5 protein-coding genes are annotated in these 20,016 nt (G+C 64.6%); 2 read left to right on the forward strand and 3 right to left on the reverse strand.

Going from position 1 to position 20,016, the window contains the following annotated elements; all coding sequences use genetic code 11:
- Window positions 1-36: 36 nt before the first annotated feature.
- Together HBO12_RS17840 and HBO12_RS17845 are read left to right on the forward strand one after the other, a co-directional pair.
- Window positions 37-12,981: a non-ribosomal peptide synthetase gene (locus tag HBO12_RS17840; protein ID WP_170042836.1), complete on the forward strand. Its 12,945-nt coding sequence runs from the start codon at window positions 37-39 to the stop codon at window positions 12,979-12,981.
- A gap of 186 nt (window positions 12,982-13,167) precedes the next feature.
- The gene (locus HBO12_RS17845; protein WP_170042837.1) at window positions 13,168-16,578 is read left to right on the forward strand and encodes a hypothetical protein; all 3,411 of its coding nucleotides are present in this window, start codon (window positions 13,168-13,170) and stop codon (window positions 16,576-16,578) included.
- Between the two features lie 55 nt (window positions 16,579-16,633).
- Here HBO12_RS17845 and dsbG read toward each other — a convergent pair whose 3' ends face one another.
- The 3 genes from dsbG to dsbD are packed head-to-tail and all read right to left on the reverse strand — an operon-like array spanning window position 16,634 to window position 19,970.
- Entirely contained in the window at window positions 16,634-17,395 is a 762-nt protein-coding gene (gene dsbG / locus HBO12_RS17850; RefSeq protein WP_169952544.1) for a thiol:disulfide interchange protein DsbG, read from the reverse strand.
- Window positions 17,371-18,240, reverse strand: a complete 870-nt coding sequence (locus HBO12_RS17855; RefSeq protein ID WP_170042838.1) for a TlpA disulfide reductase family protein — start codon at window positions 18,238-18,240, stop codon at window positions 17,371-17,373. The genes dsbG and HBO12_RS17855 overlap by 25 nt, the downstream gene beginning before the upstream one ends.
- Window positions 18,240-19,970, reverse strand: coding sequence for a protein-disulfide reductase DsbD (dsbD, locus tag HBO12_RS17860; protein WP_170042839.1), 1,731 nt, complete (start codon window positions 19,968-19,970; stop codon window positions 18,240-18,242). The genes HBO12_RS17855 and dsbD overlap by 1 nt, the downstream gene beginning before the upstream one ends.
- Window positions 19,971-20,016: the final 46 nt, after the last annotated feature.

Consider the following 20,016-nt stretch of genomic DNA (forward strand, 5'->3'; position numbering starts at 1 on the left):
ATTTCCCCGTAAGCCGATTTCAGGCAGGAACCCCTCATGATGGACGCCTTCGAACTTCCCCGTACCCTGGTCCAGTCCCTCCAGCGCCGTGCCGCGCAGACGCCGGACCAGGTGGCCCTGCGCTTCCTGGCCGAGTCCGCCGACGACACCGTGGTGCTCAGCTACCGTGACCTGGACCTGCGCGCCCGCACCATCGCCGCCGCCTTGCAGGCCTCGGCCGGCCCGGGCGAGCGTGCGGTGCTGCTGTTCCCCAGCGGCCCGGACTATGTCGCGGCGTTCTTTGGTTGCCTGTACGCCGGGGTGATCGCGGTGCCGGCTTATCCGCCGGAGTCCACCCGCCGTCATCACCAGGAGCGGTTGCTGTCGATCATCGCCGATGCCGAGCCAACCCTGTTGCTGACCAGCAGCGGCTTGCGCGACGCCCTGGGGCAGATCCAGGCAGCGCCGCCGTTGCTCTGCGTGGATGAACTGCAGAGCGAAATCGCCGCCGATTGGGTTGCGCCACACCTGCAGGACGACGATATCGCCTTCCTGCAATACACCTCCGGCTCCACCGCCTTGCCCAAAGGCGTGCAAGTCAGCCACGGCAACCTGGTGGCCAACGAATTGCTGATCCGTCGCGGCTTTGGCATCGACCTCAACCCCGATGACGTGATTGTCAGCTGGCTGCCGCTGTACCACGACATGGGCCTGATCGGCGGTCTGTTGCAACCGATCTTCAGTGGCGTGCCGTGTGTGTTGATGTCGCCCGCATACTTCCTCGGCCGCCCCTTGCGCTGGCTGGAAGCGATCAGCCAATACCGCGGGACCATCAGCGGCGGCCCGGATTTCGCCTACCGCCTGTGCAGCGAGCGGGTCAGCGAGTCGGCCCTCGAGCGCCTCGACCTGAGCCATTGGCGCGTGGCCTATTCCGGTTCCGAGCCGATCCGCATGGACACCCTGGAACGCTTCGCCGAGAAATTCGCCCGATGCGGCTTTACCCCCAGCAACTTCTTTGCCTCCTATGGCCTGGCCGAGGCGACTCTGTTTGTCGCCGGTGGTACCCGTGGCCAGGGCATTCCGGCCTTGCGCCTGGACGAACAGGCGCTGGCCGCCAACCGGGCGGAGCCTGGGCAGGGCAGTGCGATCATGAGCTGCGGCAGCAGCCAGCCCGAACATGGGGTGCTGATCGTCGAGCCCCATACCCTGGCCGAACTGGCCGACAACTGCGTCGGCGAAATCTGGGCTACCGGCCCGAGCATTGCCCAGGGTTACTGGCGCAACCCCGAAGCCACCGCCAAGACGTTCGTGCAGCACGCCGGTCGCACCTGGTTGCGTACCGGTGACCTGGGCTTTATGCGCGACGGCGAGGTGTTTATCACTGGGCGCCTGAAAGACCTGCTGATCGTGCGCGGGCACAACCTGTACCCCCAGGACATCGAGCAAACCGTCGAGCGCGAAGTGGAAGTGGTGCGCAAGGGCCGTGTCGCCGCGTTTGCGGTGAATGACCAGGGCCTGGAAGGCATTGGCATCGCCGCAGAAATCAGCCGCAGCGTGCAGAAAATCCTGCCGCCCGAGGCCCTGGTCAAAGCCATTCGCCAGGCCGTGGCCGAGGCCTATCAAGAAGCGCCGTGCGTGGTGGTGCTGCTCAATCCCGGCGCTTTGCCGAAAACCTCCAGTGGCAAGGTCCAGCGTTCGGCCTGCCGCACCCGCCTGGCCGATGGCAGCCTCGACAGCTACGCGCAGTTCCCTGGCCAGGCCGTGCAGGCGGGTGATGAGGCGCTTGCGTCGGGGTTGCAACAGCAGATCGCCGCGATCTGGTGCGAACAGTTGCAGGTCGCACAAGTGGCGGCCGATGATCACTTCTTCTTGCTCGGCGGTAACTCCATCAGCGCCACCCAGGTAGTCGCCCGCCTGCGCGAGACCCTGGGCCTGGAACTCAATTTGCGCCTGTTGTTCGAGGCGCCGGTGCTGGCTGATTTCGCCGCCAGCGTCGGCCAATTGCAACAGGACGGTGGCGTGGCCCAAGGCGCAATCAGTGCTTTGTCACGCCAGCAGGATATGCCGCAATCCCTGGCGCAGAACCGCCTGTGGATCACCTGGCAATTGGACCCGCACAGCAGCGCCTACACCATCCCCGGTGCCCTGCGCCTGCGCGGCGAGCTGGACGAAGACGCGCTGCACGCAAGCTTCGCGCAATTGGTCCAGCGCCATGAGGCGCTGCGCACACGTTTCTATGAGCGCGACGGCCAGGCCATGCAGTGTGTCGATGCCCAGCACGAGTTTGCCGTGCAAGTCATCGACCTGCGCGACTTGCCCGTGGCCGAGCGTGAAGCCCGCGCCGCGCAGATCCGCGAGGACGAGGCGCGCACCCAGTTCGACCTGGAACAGGGCCCGCTGCTGTGGGTCACCCTGTTGCGCCTGGACGATGAAGATCACCAGTTGCTGGTGACCCTGCACCACATCATTGCGGACGGCTGGTCGCTGAATGTACTGCTCGACGAATTCTCGCGCCTCTACGCCGCCGCGTCCCAGGGCCAGGCCCTCGAGCTGCCGACCCTGGCCGTGCAGTACGCCGACTACGGCAGCTGGCAGCGCCAATGGCTGGCCGAAGGCGAGGGCCAGCGACAGTTGGCCTACTGGCAGCAGCAACTGTCGCACGACCATCCCACCCTGAGCCTGGCCACCGACCACCCGCGCTCGGCCCAGCACCGGCGCAGCGCTTCACGCTACAGCGTGCGCCTGGACGCAAGCCTCGGCGCAGCCATCCGCCAGACCGCCCAGGCCCACCAGGCCACGCCATTCGTGCTGTTGCTGGCGGCGTTCCAGAGCCTGTTGCACCGCTACAGCGGCCAGCGCGATATCCGTATCGGCGTGCCCAACGCCAACCGGGGACGCCATGAAACCCAGGGCCTGATCGGCTTCTTTATCAATACCCTGGTGATGCGCGCCGAAGTGGATGGGCGCCTGCCGTTCAGCGAGCTGCTGGCGGCCACCCGCCTGGCAGCCACCGAGGCCCAGGCCCATCAGGACTTGCCCTTCGAACAACTGCTGGAAGCCTTCCCGCAAGCCCGTGAGCAAGGCCTGTTCCAGGTGATGTTCAACCATCAGCAGCGTGATCTCGGCGCCTTGCGCCGCCTGCCGGGCCTGCTGGCCGAAGAACTGCCATGGCACAGCCGCGAAGCCAAGTTCGACCTGCAACTGCACAGCGAAGAAGACCGCAATGGGCGCCTGAGCCTGTCGTTCGACTACGCTGACGAACTGTTCGACGCCAGCACCATCGCGCGTCTGGCCACGCATTTCGTCAACCTGTTGCAGGCGGTCTGCGCGCAACCGCAGCAGGCCGTGGGCGACCTTGCACTGTTGCAGGCCGACGAACACGCCGAGCAACGCCATTGGAGCGAGGCACCCTGCGCGCCGGCGCAGTGCCTGGTGCCGGAGCAATTCAACCAGCACACCGACGAGCGCACCGCCCTGGTCTGGCACGGCGCCAGCCTGACCTTTGGCCAACTGCACACCCAGGCCAACCGCCTGGCCCATTACCTGCGCGACAAAGGCGTCGGCCCGGACGTGTGCGTGGCGATTGCCGCCGAGCGCTCGCCGCAATTGCTGATTGGCTTGCTGGCGATCCTCAAGGCCGGCGGCGCCTATGTGCCGCTGGACCCGGACTACCCAGCCGACCGCCTGGCCTACATGCTGGCCGACAGCGGCGTGCAATTGCTGCTGACCCAGACCCACCTGCTGCACCAGTTGCCGGTGGCCGCGGGCGTGTCGGTGATCGCCATGGACAGCCTCAAGCTCGACAGTTGGCCGACCCAGGCGCCGGGCCTGCATCTCAATGCCGACAACCTCGCCTATGTGATCTACACCTCCGGCTCCACCGGCCAGCCCAAGGGCGTGGGCAATACCCATGGGGCCCTGGCGGAGCGTTTGCAGTGGATGCAGGCCACCTACCAGTTGGATGAAAGCGATGTGCTGATGCAAAAGGCACCGATCAGTTTCGACGTGTCGGTATGGGAATGTTTCTGGCCGCTGATCATTGGTTGCCGCCTGGTCCTGGCCGGTCCCGGCGAACATCGCGACCCCCATCGGATTGCGCAACTGGTCCAGGAACATGGGGTGACTACCCTGCATTTTGTGCCGCCCCTGTTGCAGCTGTTTGTCGATGAGCCGCTGGCGGCCGAGTGCACCAGCCTGCGCCGGGTATTCTCCGGTGGCGAAGCCTTGCCCGCCCAATTGCGCAATCGCCTCCTGGCGCTACTGCCGGAGGTGCAGTTGCACAACCGCTACGGGCCCACCGAAACCGCGATCAACGTCACCCATTGGCACTGCCAGCGTGCCGATGGCGAACGCTCGCCGATTGGCCGCCCCTTGGGCAATGTGATTTGCCGGGTGCTGGACGAGCAATTCAACCTGCTGCCCGCAGGTGTGCCGGGTGAGCTGTGCATCGGCGGCATCGGCCTGGCGCGCGGTTATCTGGAGCGTGCGGGGCTGACCGCCGAACGGTTTGTCGCCGACCCACTGGGCGCGGCCGGCGCACGTCTGTACCGCACCGGCGACCGCGTGCGCTGGGCGGCCGACGGAGTACTGGAGTACCTCGGGCGCCTGGATCAGCAGGTCAAGCTGCGCGGGTTTCGGGTCGAACCGGAAGAAATCGAGGCGCGGTTGCTGGCCCAGGAAGGCATCGCCCAGGCGCTGGTGCTGATCCGCGACACCGCCGGCGGTGCGCAGTTGATCGGTTACTACACGGCCAGCGGCGAGTTGGATGAGCCGGACGTGAAAGCCGCCCTGGCCGCCGAATTGCCGGAGTACATGGTGCCGGCACAACTGATCCGCCTCGACGTCATGCCCCTGAGCCCCAGCGGTAAAGTGGACCGCCGTGCCTTGCCGGAACCGGTGTGGCAGGTGCGTGAACATGTGGAGCCGCAAACCGCCCTGGAACAGCAGATCGCTGCGATCTGGCGCCAGGTCCTGGGCCTGCCGCGCATCGGCCTGCGCGACGACTTCTTTGCCCTTGGCGGCCATTCGCTGCTGGCCACGCAGATCATCTCCCGCACACGCCAGGCCTGTGATGTGGAGCTGGCGCTGCGCACCTTGTTCGAAGCCAGTGAGCTGGGGGATTTTGTCGAGCAGGTGCGGCTGATCCAGGCCAGCGGCCAACGCAACCAGCAGACCGCGATTGGCAAGGTGGACCGCCGCCAGGCGGTGCCGTTGTCCTATTCCCAGCAGCGCATGTGGTTCCTCTGGCAAATGGAGCCGGACAGCCCGGCCTATAACGTCGGCGGCATGGCGCGTTTGCGCGGGGTGCTGGATGTGGGGCGTTTCGAGGCAGCGTTGCAAGCCCTGATCATGCGCCACGAAACCCTGCGCACGACCTTCCCAAGTGTCAATGGCGTGGCCCAGCAGAAAGTCGCCGCGCAAAGCAGCGTGCGCATGAGCTGGCAGGATTTTTCGGCGCTGCACGAGGCTGAGCGTCAACAGCGCCTGCAGCAACTGGCCGATCAGGAAGCTCACAGCCCATTCAACCTGGAAACCGGGCCGTTGTTGCGCGCCTGCCTGGTCAAGGCGGGCGAGCAGGAGCACTACCTGGTGCTGACCCTGCACCATATCGTCACCGAAGGCTGGGCCATGGACATCTTTGCCCGTGAACTCAGCGCGCTCTACGAAGCCTTTATCGATGAGCGCGAATCGCCCCTGGAGCCGTTGCCGGTGCAGTACCTGGACTACAGCGTGTGGCAGCGCCAATGGCTGGAGGCCGGTGAGCGCCAGCGCCAGCTCGATTACTGGACCACGCAGTTGGGCAACGAGCATCCGCTACTGGAACTGCCCGCCGACCGGCCACGCCCGGCGGTGCAAAGTCACCAGGGCGAGCTGTACCGCTTTGACCTTGGCGATGAACTCGCCGCCAAGGTGCGCGCCTTCAATGCCGAGCATGGCCTGACCCTGTTCATGACCATGACCGCGACCCTGGCGACGCTGCTCTACCGCTACAGTGGCCAGACCGACTTGCGCATCGGTGCGCCGGTGGCCAACCGCATCCGCCCGGAAAGTGAAGGGCTGATCGGTGCGTTCCTCAACACCCAGGTACTGCGTTGCCAGCTCGACGGGCAGATGCGTGTCGCTGAGTTGTTTGAGCACGTGCGTCACACCGTGATCGAAGGCCAGTCCCATCAGGACCTGCCGTTCGACCACCTGGTGGAAGCCCTGCAACCGCCGCGCAGTGCTGCGTATAACCCGCTGTTCCAGGTGATGTGCAACGTGCAGCGCTGGGAGTTCCAGCAAAGCCGGCAATTGGCCGGGATGACGGTCGAATACCTGGCCAACGACGCGCGTGCCACCAAGTTCGACCTCAACCTGGAAGTCACCGACCTCGACCATCGCCTGGGTTGCTGCCTGACCTACAGCACCGACCTGTTCGACGAGCCGCGCATTGCGCGCATGGCCGCCCATTGGTGCAACCTGCTGGAGGCGCTGATCGCCGATCCGCAACAGCGCCTGAGCGAGCTACCGCTGCTGCAAGTCGATGAACAGCGCGCCCTGCAAGACAGTCTCGGCATCGAGGCCGGCGAGCATCGTCTCGACCAGTGCATCCATCATCTGTTCAGCGCCCAGGTGCAAGCCCGTCCGGATGCGCCTGCGCTGACGTTCGCCGGCCACACCCTCAGCTACCGCGAGCTGGACAGCCGCGCCAATCGCCTGGCCTGGATGCTGCGCGAGCGTGGGGTGGGCCCGCAGGTGCGGGTCGGCCTGGCGCTGCCGCGGTCCCTGGAAATGGTCATTGGCCTGCTGGCGATCCTCAAGGCCGGTGGCGCCTATGTGCCGCTGGACCCGGAATACCCGCTGGACCGCCTGCACTACATGATCGAAGACAGCGGCATCGGCCTGTTGCTCAGCGATGCGGCGATGTTCGAGGCCCTTGGCGAGTTGCCCGCCAGCGTCAGTTGCTGGTGCCTGGAAGATGACCTGCCGGTGCTCGCCAACTACCCGGCCAGCGACCTGCCGGCGATCAGCCTGGCGCAGCATCAGGCGTACCTGATCTACACCTCCGGTTCCACCGGCAAGCCCAAGGGCGTGGTGGTGTCCCACGGTGAAATCGCCATGCATTGCCAGGCGGTGATCGAGCGCTTTGGCATGCGCCCCGACGATTGCGAGCTGCACTTCTATTCGATCAACTTCGACGCCGCCACCGAGCGTCTGCTGGTGCCGCTGCTCAGTGGCGCGCAGGTGGTGTTGCGCGCCCAGGGTCAATGGGATGCCGAAGAAATCTGCGGGCTGATCCGTGAGCATCGCATCAATATCCTCGGTTTTACCCCAAGCTATGGCAGCCAGTTGGCGCAATGGCTGGCCACGCAAAACCAGACCCTACCGGTGCGCATGTGCATCACCGGCGGCGAGGCGTTGACTGGCGAACACCTGCAGCGCATCCGCGCGGCGTTCCAGCCGGCGCTGTTCTTCAATGCCTATGGGCCGACCGAAACGGTGGTCATGCCCCTGGCCAGCCTGGCCCCCGAGGTGCTGGAGGAGGGCGCCGCCAGTGTGCCGATCGGCAGCATCATCGGCGCGCGCGTTGCCTACATCCTGGATGCCGACCTGGCGCTGGTGCCCCAGGGTGCCACCGGTGAGCTGTACGTGGGCGGCGCCGGCCTGGCCCAGGGTTATCACCAGCGTGCGGGCATGACCGCCGAACGTTTTGTGGCCGACCCGTATGCCGATGGCGGGCGGCTCTACCGCACGGGCGACCTGGTGCGCCAACGCGCCGATGGCCTGGTGGAGTACCTGGGGCGGATCGACCATCAGGTGAAAATCCGTGGTTTTCGCATCGAACTGGGCGAAATCGAAACCCGCCTGCTTGAGCATGAAGCGGTCCGTGAGGCGGTGGTCCTGGCCCTGGATGTGCCGAGTGGCAAGCAACTGGCGGCGTACCTGGTCAGCGATGCCAGCGACCACACCGCCTTGCGCGAGGCACTCAAGACCCACCTCAAGGCGCAACTGCCGGACTACATGGTGCCCGCGCACCTGATGGTGCTCGACAGCATGCCGCTGACCGCCAACGGCAAGCTCGACCGCCGCGCCTTGCCGCAACCGGACCCCGAGGCCAATCGGCAAGCATACGTGGCGCCGAGTAATGAGCTGGAGCTGAGCCTCGCCGCGATCTGGTGTGCGGTGCTCAACGTGCAGCAGGTCGGGCTGCACGATAACTTCTTCGAGCTGGGTGGCGATTCGATCCTGTCGATCCAGGTAGTCAGCCGGGCGCGGCAGGCGGGGATTCACTTCAGCCCCCGCGACCTGTTCCAGCACCAGACCGTGCAGGCCCTGGCCGCAGTGGCCACGCGCAGTGAGCAGATCACTGCCGAGCAAGGTGTGTTGACTGGCCCCTCGGGCATGACGCCGATCCAGCAGTGGTTCTTTGACAGCGAGATCCCGGCGCGTCAGCACTGGAACCAGGCCCTGGTGCTGGCGCCGGTGCAGGCCCTCGATCCCCGTCGCCTGGAGCAGGCACTGTTGGCCGTGCTGGAACACCACGACGCCTTGCGCCTGAGTTTCACCCAGCGCGACGCGCAATGGCATGCCGAGCATCTGGCCGTGCCGCAAGGCGGCGTGTTGTGGCTGGCCCAGGTGACGGATATGCAGCAGTGCGAGGCGCTGTTCGCCGATGCCCAGCGCAGCCTCGATCTGGAGCACGGTCCGCTGCTGCGCGCCTTGCTGGTGGACGGGCCGATTGGCCAGCAACGCTTGCTGATCGCGATCCATCACTTGGTGGTGGACGGCGTGTCCTGGCGCGTCTTGCTTGAAGACCTGCAAAACGTCTATCGCCAATTGGGCGACGGCCAGGCGGTCAGCCTGCCGGCCAAGACCAGTGCCGTGCGCGACTGGGCCGCCCGTTTGCAGGCCTACGCCAGCAGCGAATCCCTGCGCGAAGAACTGAGCCTATGGCAGCAACAGTTGGCCGGTCCGCCGGTTGCGTTGCCGGTGGACCGGGCGCACGGCAGCCTGCGCAATCGCGATGCCGAGACGGTCAGCGTGCGCCTGGATGCCGAGCGCACCCGGCAGTTACTGCAACAGGCACCGAGCGCCTATCGCACCCAGGTCAACGACCTGCTGCTGACGGCATTGGCCCGCGTGCTGTGCCGCTGGAGCGGGCATGCATCGACCCTGATCCAGCTGGAAGGCCATGGCCGCGAAGCGCTGTTCGATGAAATCGACCTGACCCGCAGTGTGGGTTGGTTCACCAGCGCTTACCCGCTGCGCCTGACCCCAGTGGATATCGAGGAGGCCAGCGGGCAGGGTGCGTCGATCAAGGCGATCAAGGAGCAACTGCGTGCGGTGCCCCACAAGGGCCTGGGCTATGGCGTGCTGCGCTACCTGGCCGACAGCACTTGTCGCCAGGCCATGGCGGCGTTGCCGAGCGCTTCGATTACGTTCAACTACCTCGGGCAGTTCGACCAGAGTTTCGACAGCCAGGCGCTGTTCCACCCGCTGGACGTGTCTGCCGGCCCGGCCCATGACCCGGCCGCGCCGCTGCCCAACGCCTTGAGTGTGGACAGCCAGGTGTACGGCGGCGAACTGGTGCTGCGCTGGACCTTCAGCCGCGAGCGCCACGACCACCAGACCATCAGCGAACTGGCCGATGCCTACCTGGGCGAGTTGCACAGCCTGATCGCCCATTGCCTGCGTGACGATGCCGGTGGCCTGACGCCGTCCGACTTCCCCCTGGCGCACCTGACCCAGGCGCAGCTGGATGCGTTGCCGGTGCCGGCCAGCGCCATCGAGGACGTGTACCCGCTGACGCCCATGCAGGAAGGCCTGCTGTTGCATACCCTGCTGGAGCCGGGCACCGGCCTCTATTACATGCAGGATCGCTACCGCATCAACAGCGAGCTCAACCCCGAGCGTTTTGCCCTGGCCTGGAAGGCCGTGATCGCCCGGCATGAAGCCTTGCGTGCGTCGTTCTGCTGGAACGTCGGCGAAGATGTGTTGCAGGTGATCCACAAGCCCGGCAGCACGCCGATCGAGTACCTGGACTGGACCGGCACCCCGGCCGAGCAACAGGAGCCACGCCTGCAAGCCCTGCTGAAAAGCGAGCGCGAGGCCGGTTTCGATCTGCTCAACCAGGCGCCGTTCCACCTGCGCCTGATCCGCGTCGGCGAGGCTCGCTACTGGTTCATGATGAGCAACCACCACATCCTGATCGATGCCTGGTGCCGCTCGTTGCTGATGAATGACTTCTTCGATATCTACACCGCCCTGGGTGAGGGCCGCGAGGCACAACTGGCCGCGCCGCCGCGCTATCGCGACTATATTGCCTGGCTGCAACGCCAGAACCTGGCCGAGGCGCGGCAGTGGTGGCAGCAGAACCTGCAAGGGTTCGAGCGCACCACACCGATCCCCAGCGACCGGCCATTCCTGCGGGAACACGCCGGCCATAGCGGCGGCATGGTGGTGGGGGACTGCTATACCCGCCTGGATGAGCGCGATGGGGCGCAATTGCGCGAGTTGGCCCAGGCTCATCAACTGACCGTCAATACCTTCGCCCAGGCGGCGTGGGCCTTGGTGCTGCGGCGCTTGAGCGGCGAGCGTGACGTGCTGTTCGGCGTCACCGTGGCCGGGCGCCCGGTGGACATGCCGCACATGCAGCGCACGGTCGGCCTGTTTATCAACAGCATCGCCCTGAGGGTCAAGTTGCCCGAGGACGATCAGCCGTGCAGCGTGCGCCAGTGGTTGAGTGGCTTGCTCGACAGCAATATGCAGCTGCGCGAATACGAGTACCTGCCGCTGGTGACTATCCAGGAGCACAGCGAACTGCCCAAGGGCCAGCCGCTGTTCGACAGCCTGTTCGTGTTTGAAAACGCTCCGGTGGAAGTCTCGGTGCTGGACCGCGCGCAAAGCCTGAACGCGACCTCGGACTCGGGCCGCACCCACACCAACTTCCCGCTGACGGCGGTGTGCTACCCGGGCGATGACCTGGGCTTGCACTTGTCCTATGACCAGCGTTATTTCGATCAAAGCACCGTGCAAGGCATGCTCGCCGAGTTCAAGCGCCTGCTGCTGGCGTTGGTGCAGGGCTTCCATGGCGATATGGCCGACCTGCCGCTGATTGGCGCGCAGGAGCGTGAGTTCCTGGTGGACGCTTGCAACCAGAGCGCCCATGACTACCCGCTTGAGCGCAGCTACGTCGAACTGTTCGAGGCGCAGGTGGCGCAGCATCCGCAGCGCGTTGCCGCCAGTTGCCTGGACCGGCAGTGGACCTATGCCGAGCTGAACCAGCGCAGCAATCGCCTGGGCCATGCCCTGGTCGCGGCGGGTGTCGGCCTCGACCAGCCGGTGGCGCTGCTGGCCGAGCGTGGCCTGGATCTGTTGGGCATGATCATCGGCAGCTTCAAGGCCGGTGCCGGTTACTTGCCGCTGGATCCCGGGCTGCCGAGCCAGCGCTTGAGCCGGATCATCGACCTGAGCCGCACGCCGTTGCTGGTGTGTACTGCGGCCTGCCGCGAACAGGCGCAGGCGTTGCTCGACGATTTTGCCTGTGGCGCGCGGCCGAAGTTGCTGGTGTGGGAGGAGTTGGCAGGTGTCGACAGCAATCCTGGGATCTACAGCGCCCCGGACAACCTCGCCTACGTGATCTACACCTCCGGCTCCACCGGGCTGCCCAAGGGCGTGATGGTCGAGCAGCGCGGCATGCTCAACAACCAATTGAGCAAGGTGCCGTACCTGCATCTGAGCGAGCAGGATGTGATCGCCCAGACCGCCTCGCAAAGCTTTGATATCTCCGTGTGGCAGTTCCTTGCCGCGCCCTTGTTTGGCGCGCGGGTGGATATCGTGCCCAACACCATTGCCCATGACCCGCAGGGCTTGCTGGCGCATGTGCAGGCCCAGGGCATCACGGTGCTGGAAAGCGTGCCGTCGCTGATTCAGGGCATGCTCGCCCAGGACCACATCAGCCTGGACGGCCTGCGCTGGATGCTGCCGACCGGCGAGGCGATGTTGCCTGCGCTGGCGCACCAATGGCTGCTGCGTTATCCGGACATCGGCCTGGTCAACGCCTACGGCCCGGCGGAATGCTCGGATGACGTGGCGTTCGTCCATGTCGACCTGGCCTCGACCCGTGGCACCTACCTGCCGATTGGCACGCCGACCGACAACAACCGTTTGTACTTGCTCGACGGCGCGCTGGAGCTGGTGCCGCAAGGGGCGGTGGGTGAGCTGTGCGTGGCGGGCACCGGGGTCGGGCGCGGTTATGTCAGCGATCCGTTGCGCACCGCCCAAGTGTTTGTGCCGGATCCGTTTGGCGCGCCGGGGGAACGCCTGTACCGCAGCGGAGACCTGGCACGGCGGCGCAGCGATGGGGTGCTGGAGTACGTCGGGCGTATCGACCATCAGGTGAAGATTCGCGGCTACCGCATCGAACTGGGTGAAATCGAGGCGCGCCTGCATGAGCAGCCCGAGGTGCGTGATGCGGCGGTGGGCGTGCAGGAGGGGGTCAATGGCAAACACCTGGTGGGTTACCTGGTGGCGAGCGATGCCAGCCTTAACCCTGGCGAGCGTCTGGACCGCATCAAGCAGCGCCTGCGCAGCGAACTGCCGGAGTACATGGTGCCGTTGCACTGGCTGTGGCTGGAGCGCCTGCCCCTGAACGCCAACGGCAAGCTCGACCGCAAGGCCCTGCCGGCCCTGGAGATTGGCCAGTTGCACAGCCAGGACTACCTCGCGCCGCGCAGCGAACTGGAGCAGACCCTGGCCACGATCTGGGCCCAGGTGCTGAAGGTCGAGCAGGTGGGCGTGCTGGATAACTTCTTCGAGCTGGGTGGGCACTCGCTGCTGGCCACGCAAATCGCCTCGCGGGTGCAGAAGAGCCTGCAACGGGATGTACCGCTGCGGGCGATGTTCGAATGCAGCACGGTGGCAGAACTGGCGACGTACATCGAGGGCTTGGCGGCCCATGACATCAGCGCCGGCACAGTGGACCGGCTGAGTAATTTGATGGCTGAGCTGGAGGGGCTTTAAGCCGGCAAAGGCGGCGCCCGCAGATGCGGCGGGCGTTCCGCCGTTGGTCGGTTATGCGCATTGTCGGTGTGTGAACTGTCAATTCTGACAGTAGGCAAGGCCTGTATTCCAAGCGTTAGATAACAGCAGTTTTTGGCCTGGCGGTCAGGCCTGCTGGTTAACTTTCCCTGGACTGGAGGTCCTGTCATGGTTAAAAAAACTGCGCCCCAAAGTTCGTCACCGGCCGCTGCCCAGCCCCTTGTTGAAGCCACCGTCGAATTACCCTATCCGCAGATTCAATACGCCGCCAACAACAACATCCTGTATCCCATCGACGCCATCGACGGCACGCGCGCAACTATTGCATTTGCCGGGATGGGCGCGACACCGGTGACGTTGTACTGGGCCATCCGGGATCAGGACGAGCCGGTGTTCGAGCCGATTGTGCGAACAGGCAGTACCACTGGCAGCATTGACATTCCCATTCCATGGCAGTGGGTCAGTACCTGCATCGGGCATACCGTGTTGATCTGGTACACAGCGTCTGTGGGCGGTCAACTCAAGCAGTCGCTGGTGCTGGAACTGGAGGTCCAACAGATCCGCGAGCAGGACCTCCAGGCATCGCTGCCGGTGTTTGCCCATGCGCAATACATCCATAGCACCTGGCAACTGGATATGAAGGCATTCAGCGGCGATGAGACCATCAGGGTCAAGGCGTGGCCGATGATCCAGGCCGGGCAGCGGCTGTTTATCAATGTGGCAGGCGATCAGCACAAGCCGCCGTTCGCGTTTAGCTGGGTCGCTCGGGACCATGTGGTGACGGCCGCCGAGGCCATTGCCGGGCATATCTTTGAGTTCAAGCTCGCGCGCAGTTGGATGGCACGGCGCGAGGACTACTCGGCCCTGACCATCCACATGGCCGTGATCTTTGATGGCACCTCACCCCAGCCGCCGGTGCCGGTTGATCCGATCTACGAAACCCAGCTTCCGGAAAACGCCCACGAGTTTCATCCCCGTACAACCGTGCTGTTGTTTGTGGATGCGTCGTTGCACTTGCCCGAACCGAAATTGGTCGAGGCGCAAGGCCAGGCTGAGGTGGACCCGCTCAAATTGCTGGAGGGCGCAACGGTACGTGTCTGTTACGAGGATATGCGCAGCACTGACAGTATCTCCCTGTGCTGGGAATCGACCCACGGCGATTGTGCCCCTATCCCCCCACAGAACGGTATGGACGAAGGCTGTATCGACTTCCATATCCCGCCGCAGTTCGTGGGTATGCGCCTGGATAACTTCGCGAATTTCAGCTACACCGTGACCCGTGATGGCGGCGAGCAAGCGTCGCCTGATGGCGTGGTCTGGATCCCGCTGCCGTCCAACCTGCCCCGGCCGCAGATCCTCGAAGCCCCGTTCAACAGCCTGGACCTTGGGCAGATGTGCTGTGATGACCCGGTGACGATCCATGTTGCGCCTTGGCCATTTATCGGCACCACGCAACGTGTGCAGCTGTATATCGGTGGTGTCTACCCGGATGGCTCAAAAGCCCGGCTGTACCTTTTTGACGGGGAGCCGGTCAGTGAAGAGGATATTCGCAACGGTTGGACCCGGACCTTGCCCCGGGCCGAACTGGCGGCGCTCAAGCATGACAGCGAGTTGTACATCCTGTTCAGCGTTGAGTTTCTGCCACCCAGGGATTCGCGGCCGGTCTATCGTGCGTTTCCTTCGCTGCTGGTGAACCTGCTCACCGAACCGCACCTGGAGTTGCCCAAGCCCCATCTTGTCGAGGCGGTGGACTGCGGCGCCGACGGCTGGATCGTCAACCCGGTGAACACTCAGGACGGCGCGCATATCCAGGTGGCGTACGAGCGTATGTGCCCGGGGGATATGGTTTGCCCCACGTTCATCGGCACGCCTGGGCCTGGGTCGCCGGGGCTGGAGTGTCGCGTTGTGGCGCAGGGGGAGCAGAGCCTGGTATTCGCCGTTGCGCCGTCGGCGATCAGCGCCAACCTGCGCCAGCAGATATTGCTGGGCTACAGCGTGTCACGTGTGTGTGGCGGCGAATGGGAGTCGCCGCCACAAAAGGTGCATGTCCTGGATATCAGCGGCCTGCCCAACCTGGCGGTGGAACAGGCGACGGGCAGCACCCTGGACCTCAGTACATTCGGCGGCGATGCTAGCGCAACGGTGGTTGCCTGGCCTTACATTGCCCTGGGCCAGCCCTGCTGGTTGTGGGTGACCGGAGAGTTGGAAGGCGGCAGCCCATATAGCTTTGAGGTGCTGGAGGGGGTACCGGTCACCGAGCAGTGGTTGACCGGTGTCGAGGCGCCGTTACCGCGCCACGAGATGCAAAAACTGGCGGATTGCAGCGCTTTTGAAGTGCATTTTGCGGTGAATTTCAACGGCCAGCTGGACAAGGACAGTGCCCACAGATTCCCGGTATTGCTTCTGGACATCGCACAGGAGGGGCTGGAGCTCAAGGCGCCCACGGTGTGCGAAGCGGTGGGCACCCAGCTCACGGTTTACAACGGCCGGGATGGCGTGACGGTGCGCGTGGCCTACGCGCTGATCAACCCTAGTCATACAATCAGTGTGTGCTGGACGCGCACAGACGGTACTTGCCTACCAGTGATGTCGAAGCCTGGCAGCAGTGATCCAGGCTACGTGGATTTCCATATTCCCCGGGAAGCAGTGATCCATGGGATCGGCAAGACGGTGAAGATCAACTACACCGTCACCAGTCTGTGCAAAGTGGCAACTTCCCCGGACCTCGACCTGCAGATTAGTGTGCCCGTACGTTTGCCGACGCCGGTGGTGCCGCAGGCTACCAACAACATTCTGGATTTGCGCACTTTCAGCGCCGATGCGGACATTACCGTGCAACCCTGGTGGTTTATCTTGCCGAACCAGAGAGTCTGGCTGCGCGGGATTGGGACCAGGGAGGATGGCAGCCCGTACATTTTTAATGTTTACCTGGGCAAGGTCGTGACGGAGGCAGAAGTCAGCGCCGGGCTCAAGCAAGCGTTGAGGCGAATCGAGCTTGAGCTTTTGAAGGATCTCAGCACCTTGACGTTCACCTGCAAAGTCACTGCTGATGGAAGCAGCCAGGAAAGTACGGCGGTGGTGTTTCCGGCGTTGCAGCTGCTGTTAAGTAAGGCATTCTCCGACCACACCGACTTCGATCCTGCCGGCAAAGGCTGGAATGGCTGGAACAGAGGACCCGGCGCCACCAATCCTGGCGATCTGGTGCTCAAGCTAGGTGCTGTGCCTGGAGCGGCGAACGGGTATTTCTTGCAGGACTGGGGGTACACCGATACCAGCGATCCAGCCACGCAGCGTGTGAAACTGTTCAAGGACTTCAGCGGGCTGCAGGTGGGGCGTTCCTATCGGTTCAGTGCGTGGATCCGTGATATTCCGCTGTTAGTGAACAGGCCGCGCTTGATCCTCACGGCCCAGGGGGTGCCAATCTCAGCGGAAATGTTACCTCCTGCCACCTGGTACTTGCTCCAGGGCGTGTTCCAGGCCAAGGCCGCTACGGTGCGGCTCACCTTGGACAACCTGCAGATGGGGGGGGGGCCGGGCAATGACTACGACGTGACTGGCTTGACTGTGACAGAGATGTAAGCTGCGCAACAAGGCCTCCAACCGTTGGAGGCCTTGTCCGGCCAGCGTCGAGCGATTATTTCGGGCCGAGGATTTTCCCCAGTTTATCCGGCGACGGCGCCCCTTGCTGCTGCTGCAACTGGCCCTTGTCATCCAGGTAGAAAATCGCCGGGGTGGCCGACAATTCCAGCTCTTCCATCAACTTCATATTGGCATCGAGCTTGGCCTGGATCTCGGCCGGGATCTTGGCCAGGGCCTTGAGCTTGCTGGCTTTGCCCGCAGACTCATGTTCTTGCAGGGCCTGGGCCGTGTCTTTACTGGCCAGCAGCGCCGCCGATTTGCCGGGGCTGTCCTCGCGGATGATCCCGACCATGATGTGGCGCAACTGCACCTTGCCGGCCTTGACCCAGGGCCGCGCCTGTTCCCAGAACATGTTGCAGTACGGGCAGTTGGGGTCGCTGAACAGGTAGACGGTGCGCGGCGCGTTTTTATCGCCATCCTGGATCCAGCTGCTCTGTTCCATCTTGGCCCAGATTTCCTTGGCCATCGGCGCGTAGACCAGTTTTTCCAGGGGCGCGGTGCTCAGGTCATTGCCCTTGGCGTCGTACAGGTTGCCGGCCAGCACGTGCTGGCCGTCGGCGGTCAGGTACAGCGCCATGCCACGGTTCTGGTACTGCGCGGCATAGCCCTTGAGCCCGCCCGGTGCATCGAAGCTGCCGATGATCTTGGCGCCCTTGGCTTCGATCTGTTTGATCGGCGCCGGCCATTCTTCGGCGTGGGCGAGGTTGGCGGCGAGTGCCAGGGGCAGCAGGGTCAGCAGGTGGCGGAGGCGGGGCATAAGGGTTTCCTTGAAGGGGCCGTCTTGGCGGCGGTCGAGTCCGTGGGGTCGAAATATTCCATGGCGCGGGCCAGGCTGGCCTGGGACAGCTCGCCCAGGTGGCTGTTGATCAGCCGGCCATCGGCTTGATAGAAGAGCGTGGTCGGCAGCGCCATCGAACCCACGGCTTGGCCCAGGCGGCCACTGGCGTCGAACAGGACGTTGTCCAGGTTCAGGCCCTGGGTGGCCAGGTAGGTGCTGACGCTTTGCATGCTTTCGGCCTGGTTGACGAACAGGAAGGTCACGTCAGGCCGTTGTTTCTGGGCATTTTCCAGCACCGGCATTTCCCGCCGGCAGGGCGGGCACCAGGTGGCCCACAGGTTGATCACCAACGGGCCGCCCTGGTAGTCGGCCAGTTGCACGGTTTCGCCATCGGCGTTGCGCAGGGCGATATCCGGCAGGCGCGTGCCTTTTTCATAGATGTTCAACGAGAAACTGGCCAGCGCCCAGAACGCCAGGCCACTGACCACGCCGGCGGTCAGCGGCTTGCGCAGGGCCGGGCGGCGCCAGCTCCAGAGCAGGGCGGCGATGATCAGCACGATCACCCCCGGCCAGACGAGAAAGCCGCCGTCGCGCAGGTCGACAATTTGTAGCGGGTCATCGCGGTAGTACGACCAGTACATCAATACAAAACCGATGCGCGCGCTGAGCATGCCCAGCAGGAACAGGCTGAACAGCACCGACTCGGGGTTCTCGCCGCCACGCTTGGCCACGCGCCAGCCCACCACCGTGGCGAGGACCAGCGCACTGATCAGCAGCAGATGGTTCAAGGCAATGGCAAAGGTGCCGATGGTCAAGGTCAGCATCAGGGTGCGTCCCGGGTCTGGGTCCAGCGTTGCAGGAAGGCTGCGGCGTCCACTTCGCCTGTGATGCGCTGGGCGCGGCGCTCTGCACCGTCCGGGCCGATCCACACAAAGCTCGGTGGGCCGGGGACTTTGTAGCGGCCCAGCAGCTCACGGCTGGCGGCGTTGTCGGCGGTGACGTCCAGGCGCAGCAGGCGCACATTTTTCAGGGCCTCCATGACTTCGGGTTTGCCGAACACCTGTTTTTCCATGATCTTGCACGACACACACCAGTCGGCGTAGTAGTCCAGCAGCACCCACTGGCCCTGGGCCTTGGCGCTGTCGAGCTGGGTTTGCAGGGCTGCCGGGGCGTTGATGGTGGTAAAGCTGTCATGGGCGGTCGGCGCGCCGGCCACCGGCGAGCCACCGAACACCTTGAGCGGTTGCCACAGGTCATCGCTGCCACCGGCTGCGCCGATCACCAGGATCGCGCCCCACAGGCCCAGGACCAGGGAACCTGCGCCCAGTGCCTTGGCGACCAGCCCGTACTCGCGGGCCAGGCTCCAGCCGCAGTAGGCCATCACCAGTGCCAGCACGCCCCACAGGCCGAGCCACAGGCTTTCGTCGACGACCGGGCGGATCATCAACACGGCGGTCGCGAGGAACAGGAAGCCAAACACGCCCTTGAGCACATTCATCCAGGTGCCTGGCTTGGGCAGGAAGCGATTGCCCACCGTCACCAGCAACAGCAAGGGCACGCCGATACCGATGCCCATGGCAAACAGGATCAGGCCGCCGTGCACGGCATTGCCGCTTTGTGCGATGTAGAGCAGGGCGCCGGCCAGGGGCGCGGTCATGCACGGGCCTACCAGCAGGCCGGACAAGGCCCCGAGCACGCCGGCGCCGACCAGGCTGCCGCCGTTTTGCCGACGGCTGGCGTTGTCCAGGCGATCGCGCAGGAAGGCCGGCAGTTGCAGTTCAAAGAAGCCGAACATTGGCAGGGCGAGGATCACAAACAGGGCGGCGAAACTGCCGAGGATCCACGGGGTTTGCAGCAGCGCAGCCAGGTTGCTGCCGGCCAGCGCGGCCAGTACGCCAAGGGCGGCATACACCAGCGCCATGCACACCACATAACTGGTGGCCAGGGCAAAACCACGGCGTGGGCTGGCACCGCTGCCCACTACCAGGCCGGCGAGGATCGGCAGCATCGGCAGCGAACACGGGGCAAACGCCAGCAGCAGGCCCAGGCCGAAGAACACCAGCAGGCTCCAGCCCAGGCTGCGTTGTTGCAGGCCGCTGGCCAGGCTTTCATCCTGGGCCTCGGCGGTGGCGGCCACGGCGGGGTTGCCGCCCAGGTCGACGGTGAGCGATTGCGGCGGGTAGCACAGGCCGGCATCGGCGCAGCCCTGCCAGCCCAGCTTGACCTTGCCGGTGGCGCCGGCCGGGAGTTTCACTTCCAGGCCCTGGCGGTACACCTGTTGCTCGCCGAAGAACTCGTCGCTATGGGCCTCGCCCTGGGGCAGCACGGGCTGTTCGGCCAGGCCTTCGAATTTCATGCGTTGCTGGTACAGGTAATAACCGTCGGCAATCTGCCAATACAGCTGGGTTTCACCGGAAGCCAGGCGCTCGGAGGTAAAGGTAAAGGCCTTGCCTACCGGGAGGAACTCGGCTTTGGTCTCGAACGGATTGTTGCCAGGCGCGGCCTGGGCCAATCCGGTGAACAACACCAACAGGAAGATAAACAGATGCCGCATGGTCAAGCCTTAGTTCGATGCAAGTGGGCACACAATGTGTGGTGCT

The organism is Pseudomonas sp. WS 5059 (assembly GCF_012985525.1).
Classification (GTDB): Bacteria; Pseudomonadota; Gammaproteobacteria; order Pseudomonadales; family Pseudomonadaceae; genus Aquipseudomonas.

What these genes read in the sequence shown, in the direction of transcription:
- HBO12_RS17855 (WP_170042838.1), bottom strand. Translation starts at nt 18,240, where the DNA reads ATGCTGACCTTGACCATCGGCACCTTTGCCATTGCCTTGAACCATCTG.
- dsbG (WP_169952544.1), bottom strand. Translation starts at nt 17,395, where the DNA reads ATGCCCCGCCTCCGCCACCTGCTGACCCTGCTGCCCCTGGCACTCGCC.
- HBO12_RS17845 (WP_170042837.1), top strand. Translation starts at nt 13,168, where the DNA reads ATGGTTAAAAAAACTGCGCCCCAAAGTTCGTCACCGGCCGCTGCCCAG.
- dsbD (WP_170042839.1), bottom strand. Translation starts at nt 19,970, where the DNA reads ATGCGGCATCTGTTTATCTTCCTGTTGGTGTTGTTCACCGGATTGGCC.
- HBO12_RS17840 (WP_170042836.1), top strand. Translation starts at nt 37, where the DNA reads ATGATGGACGCCTTCGAACTTCCCCGTACCCTGGTCCAGTCCCTCCAG.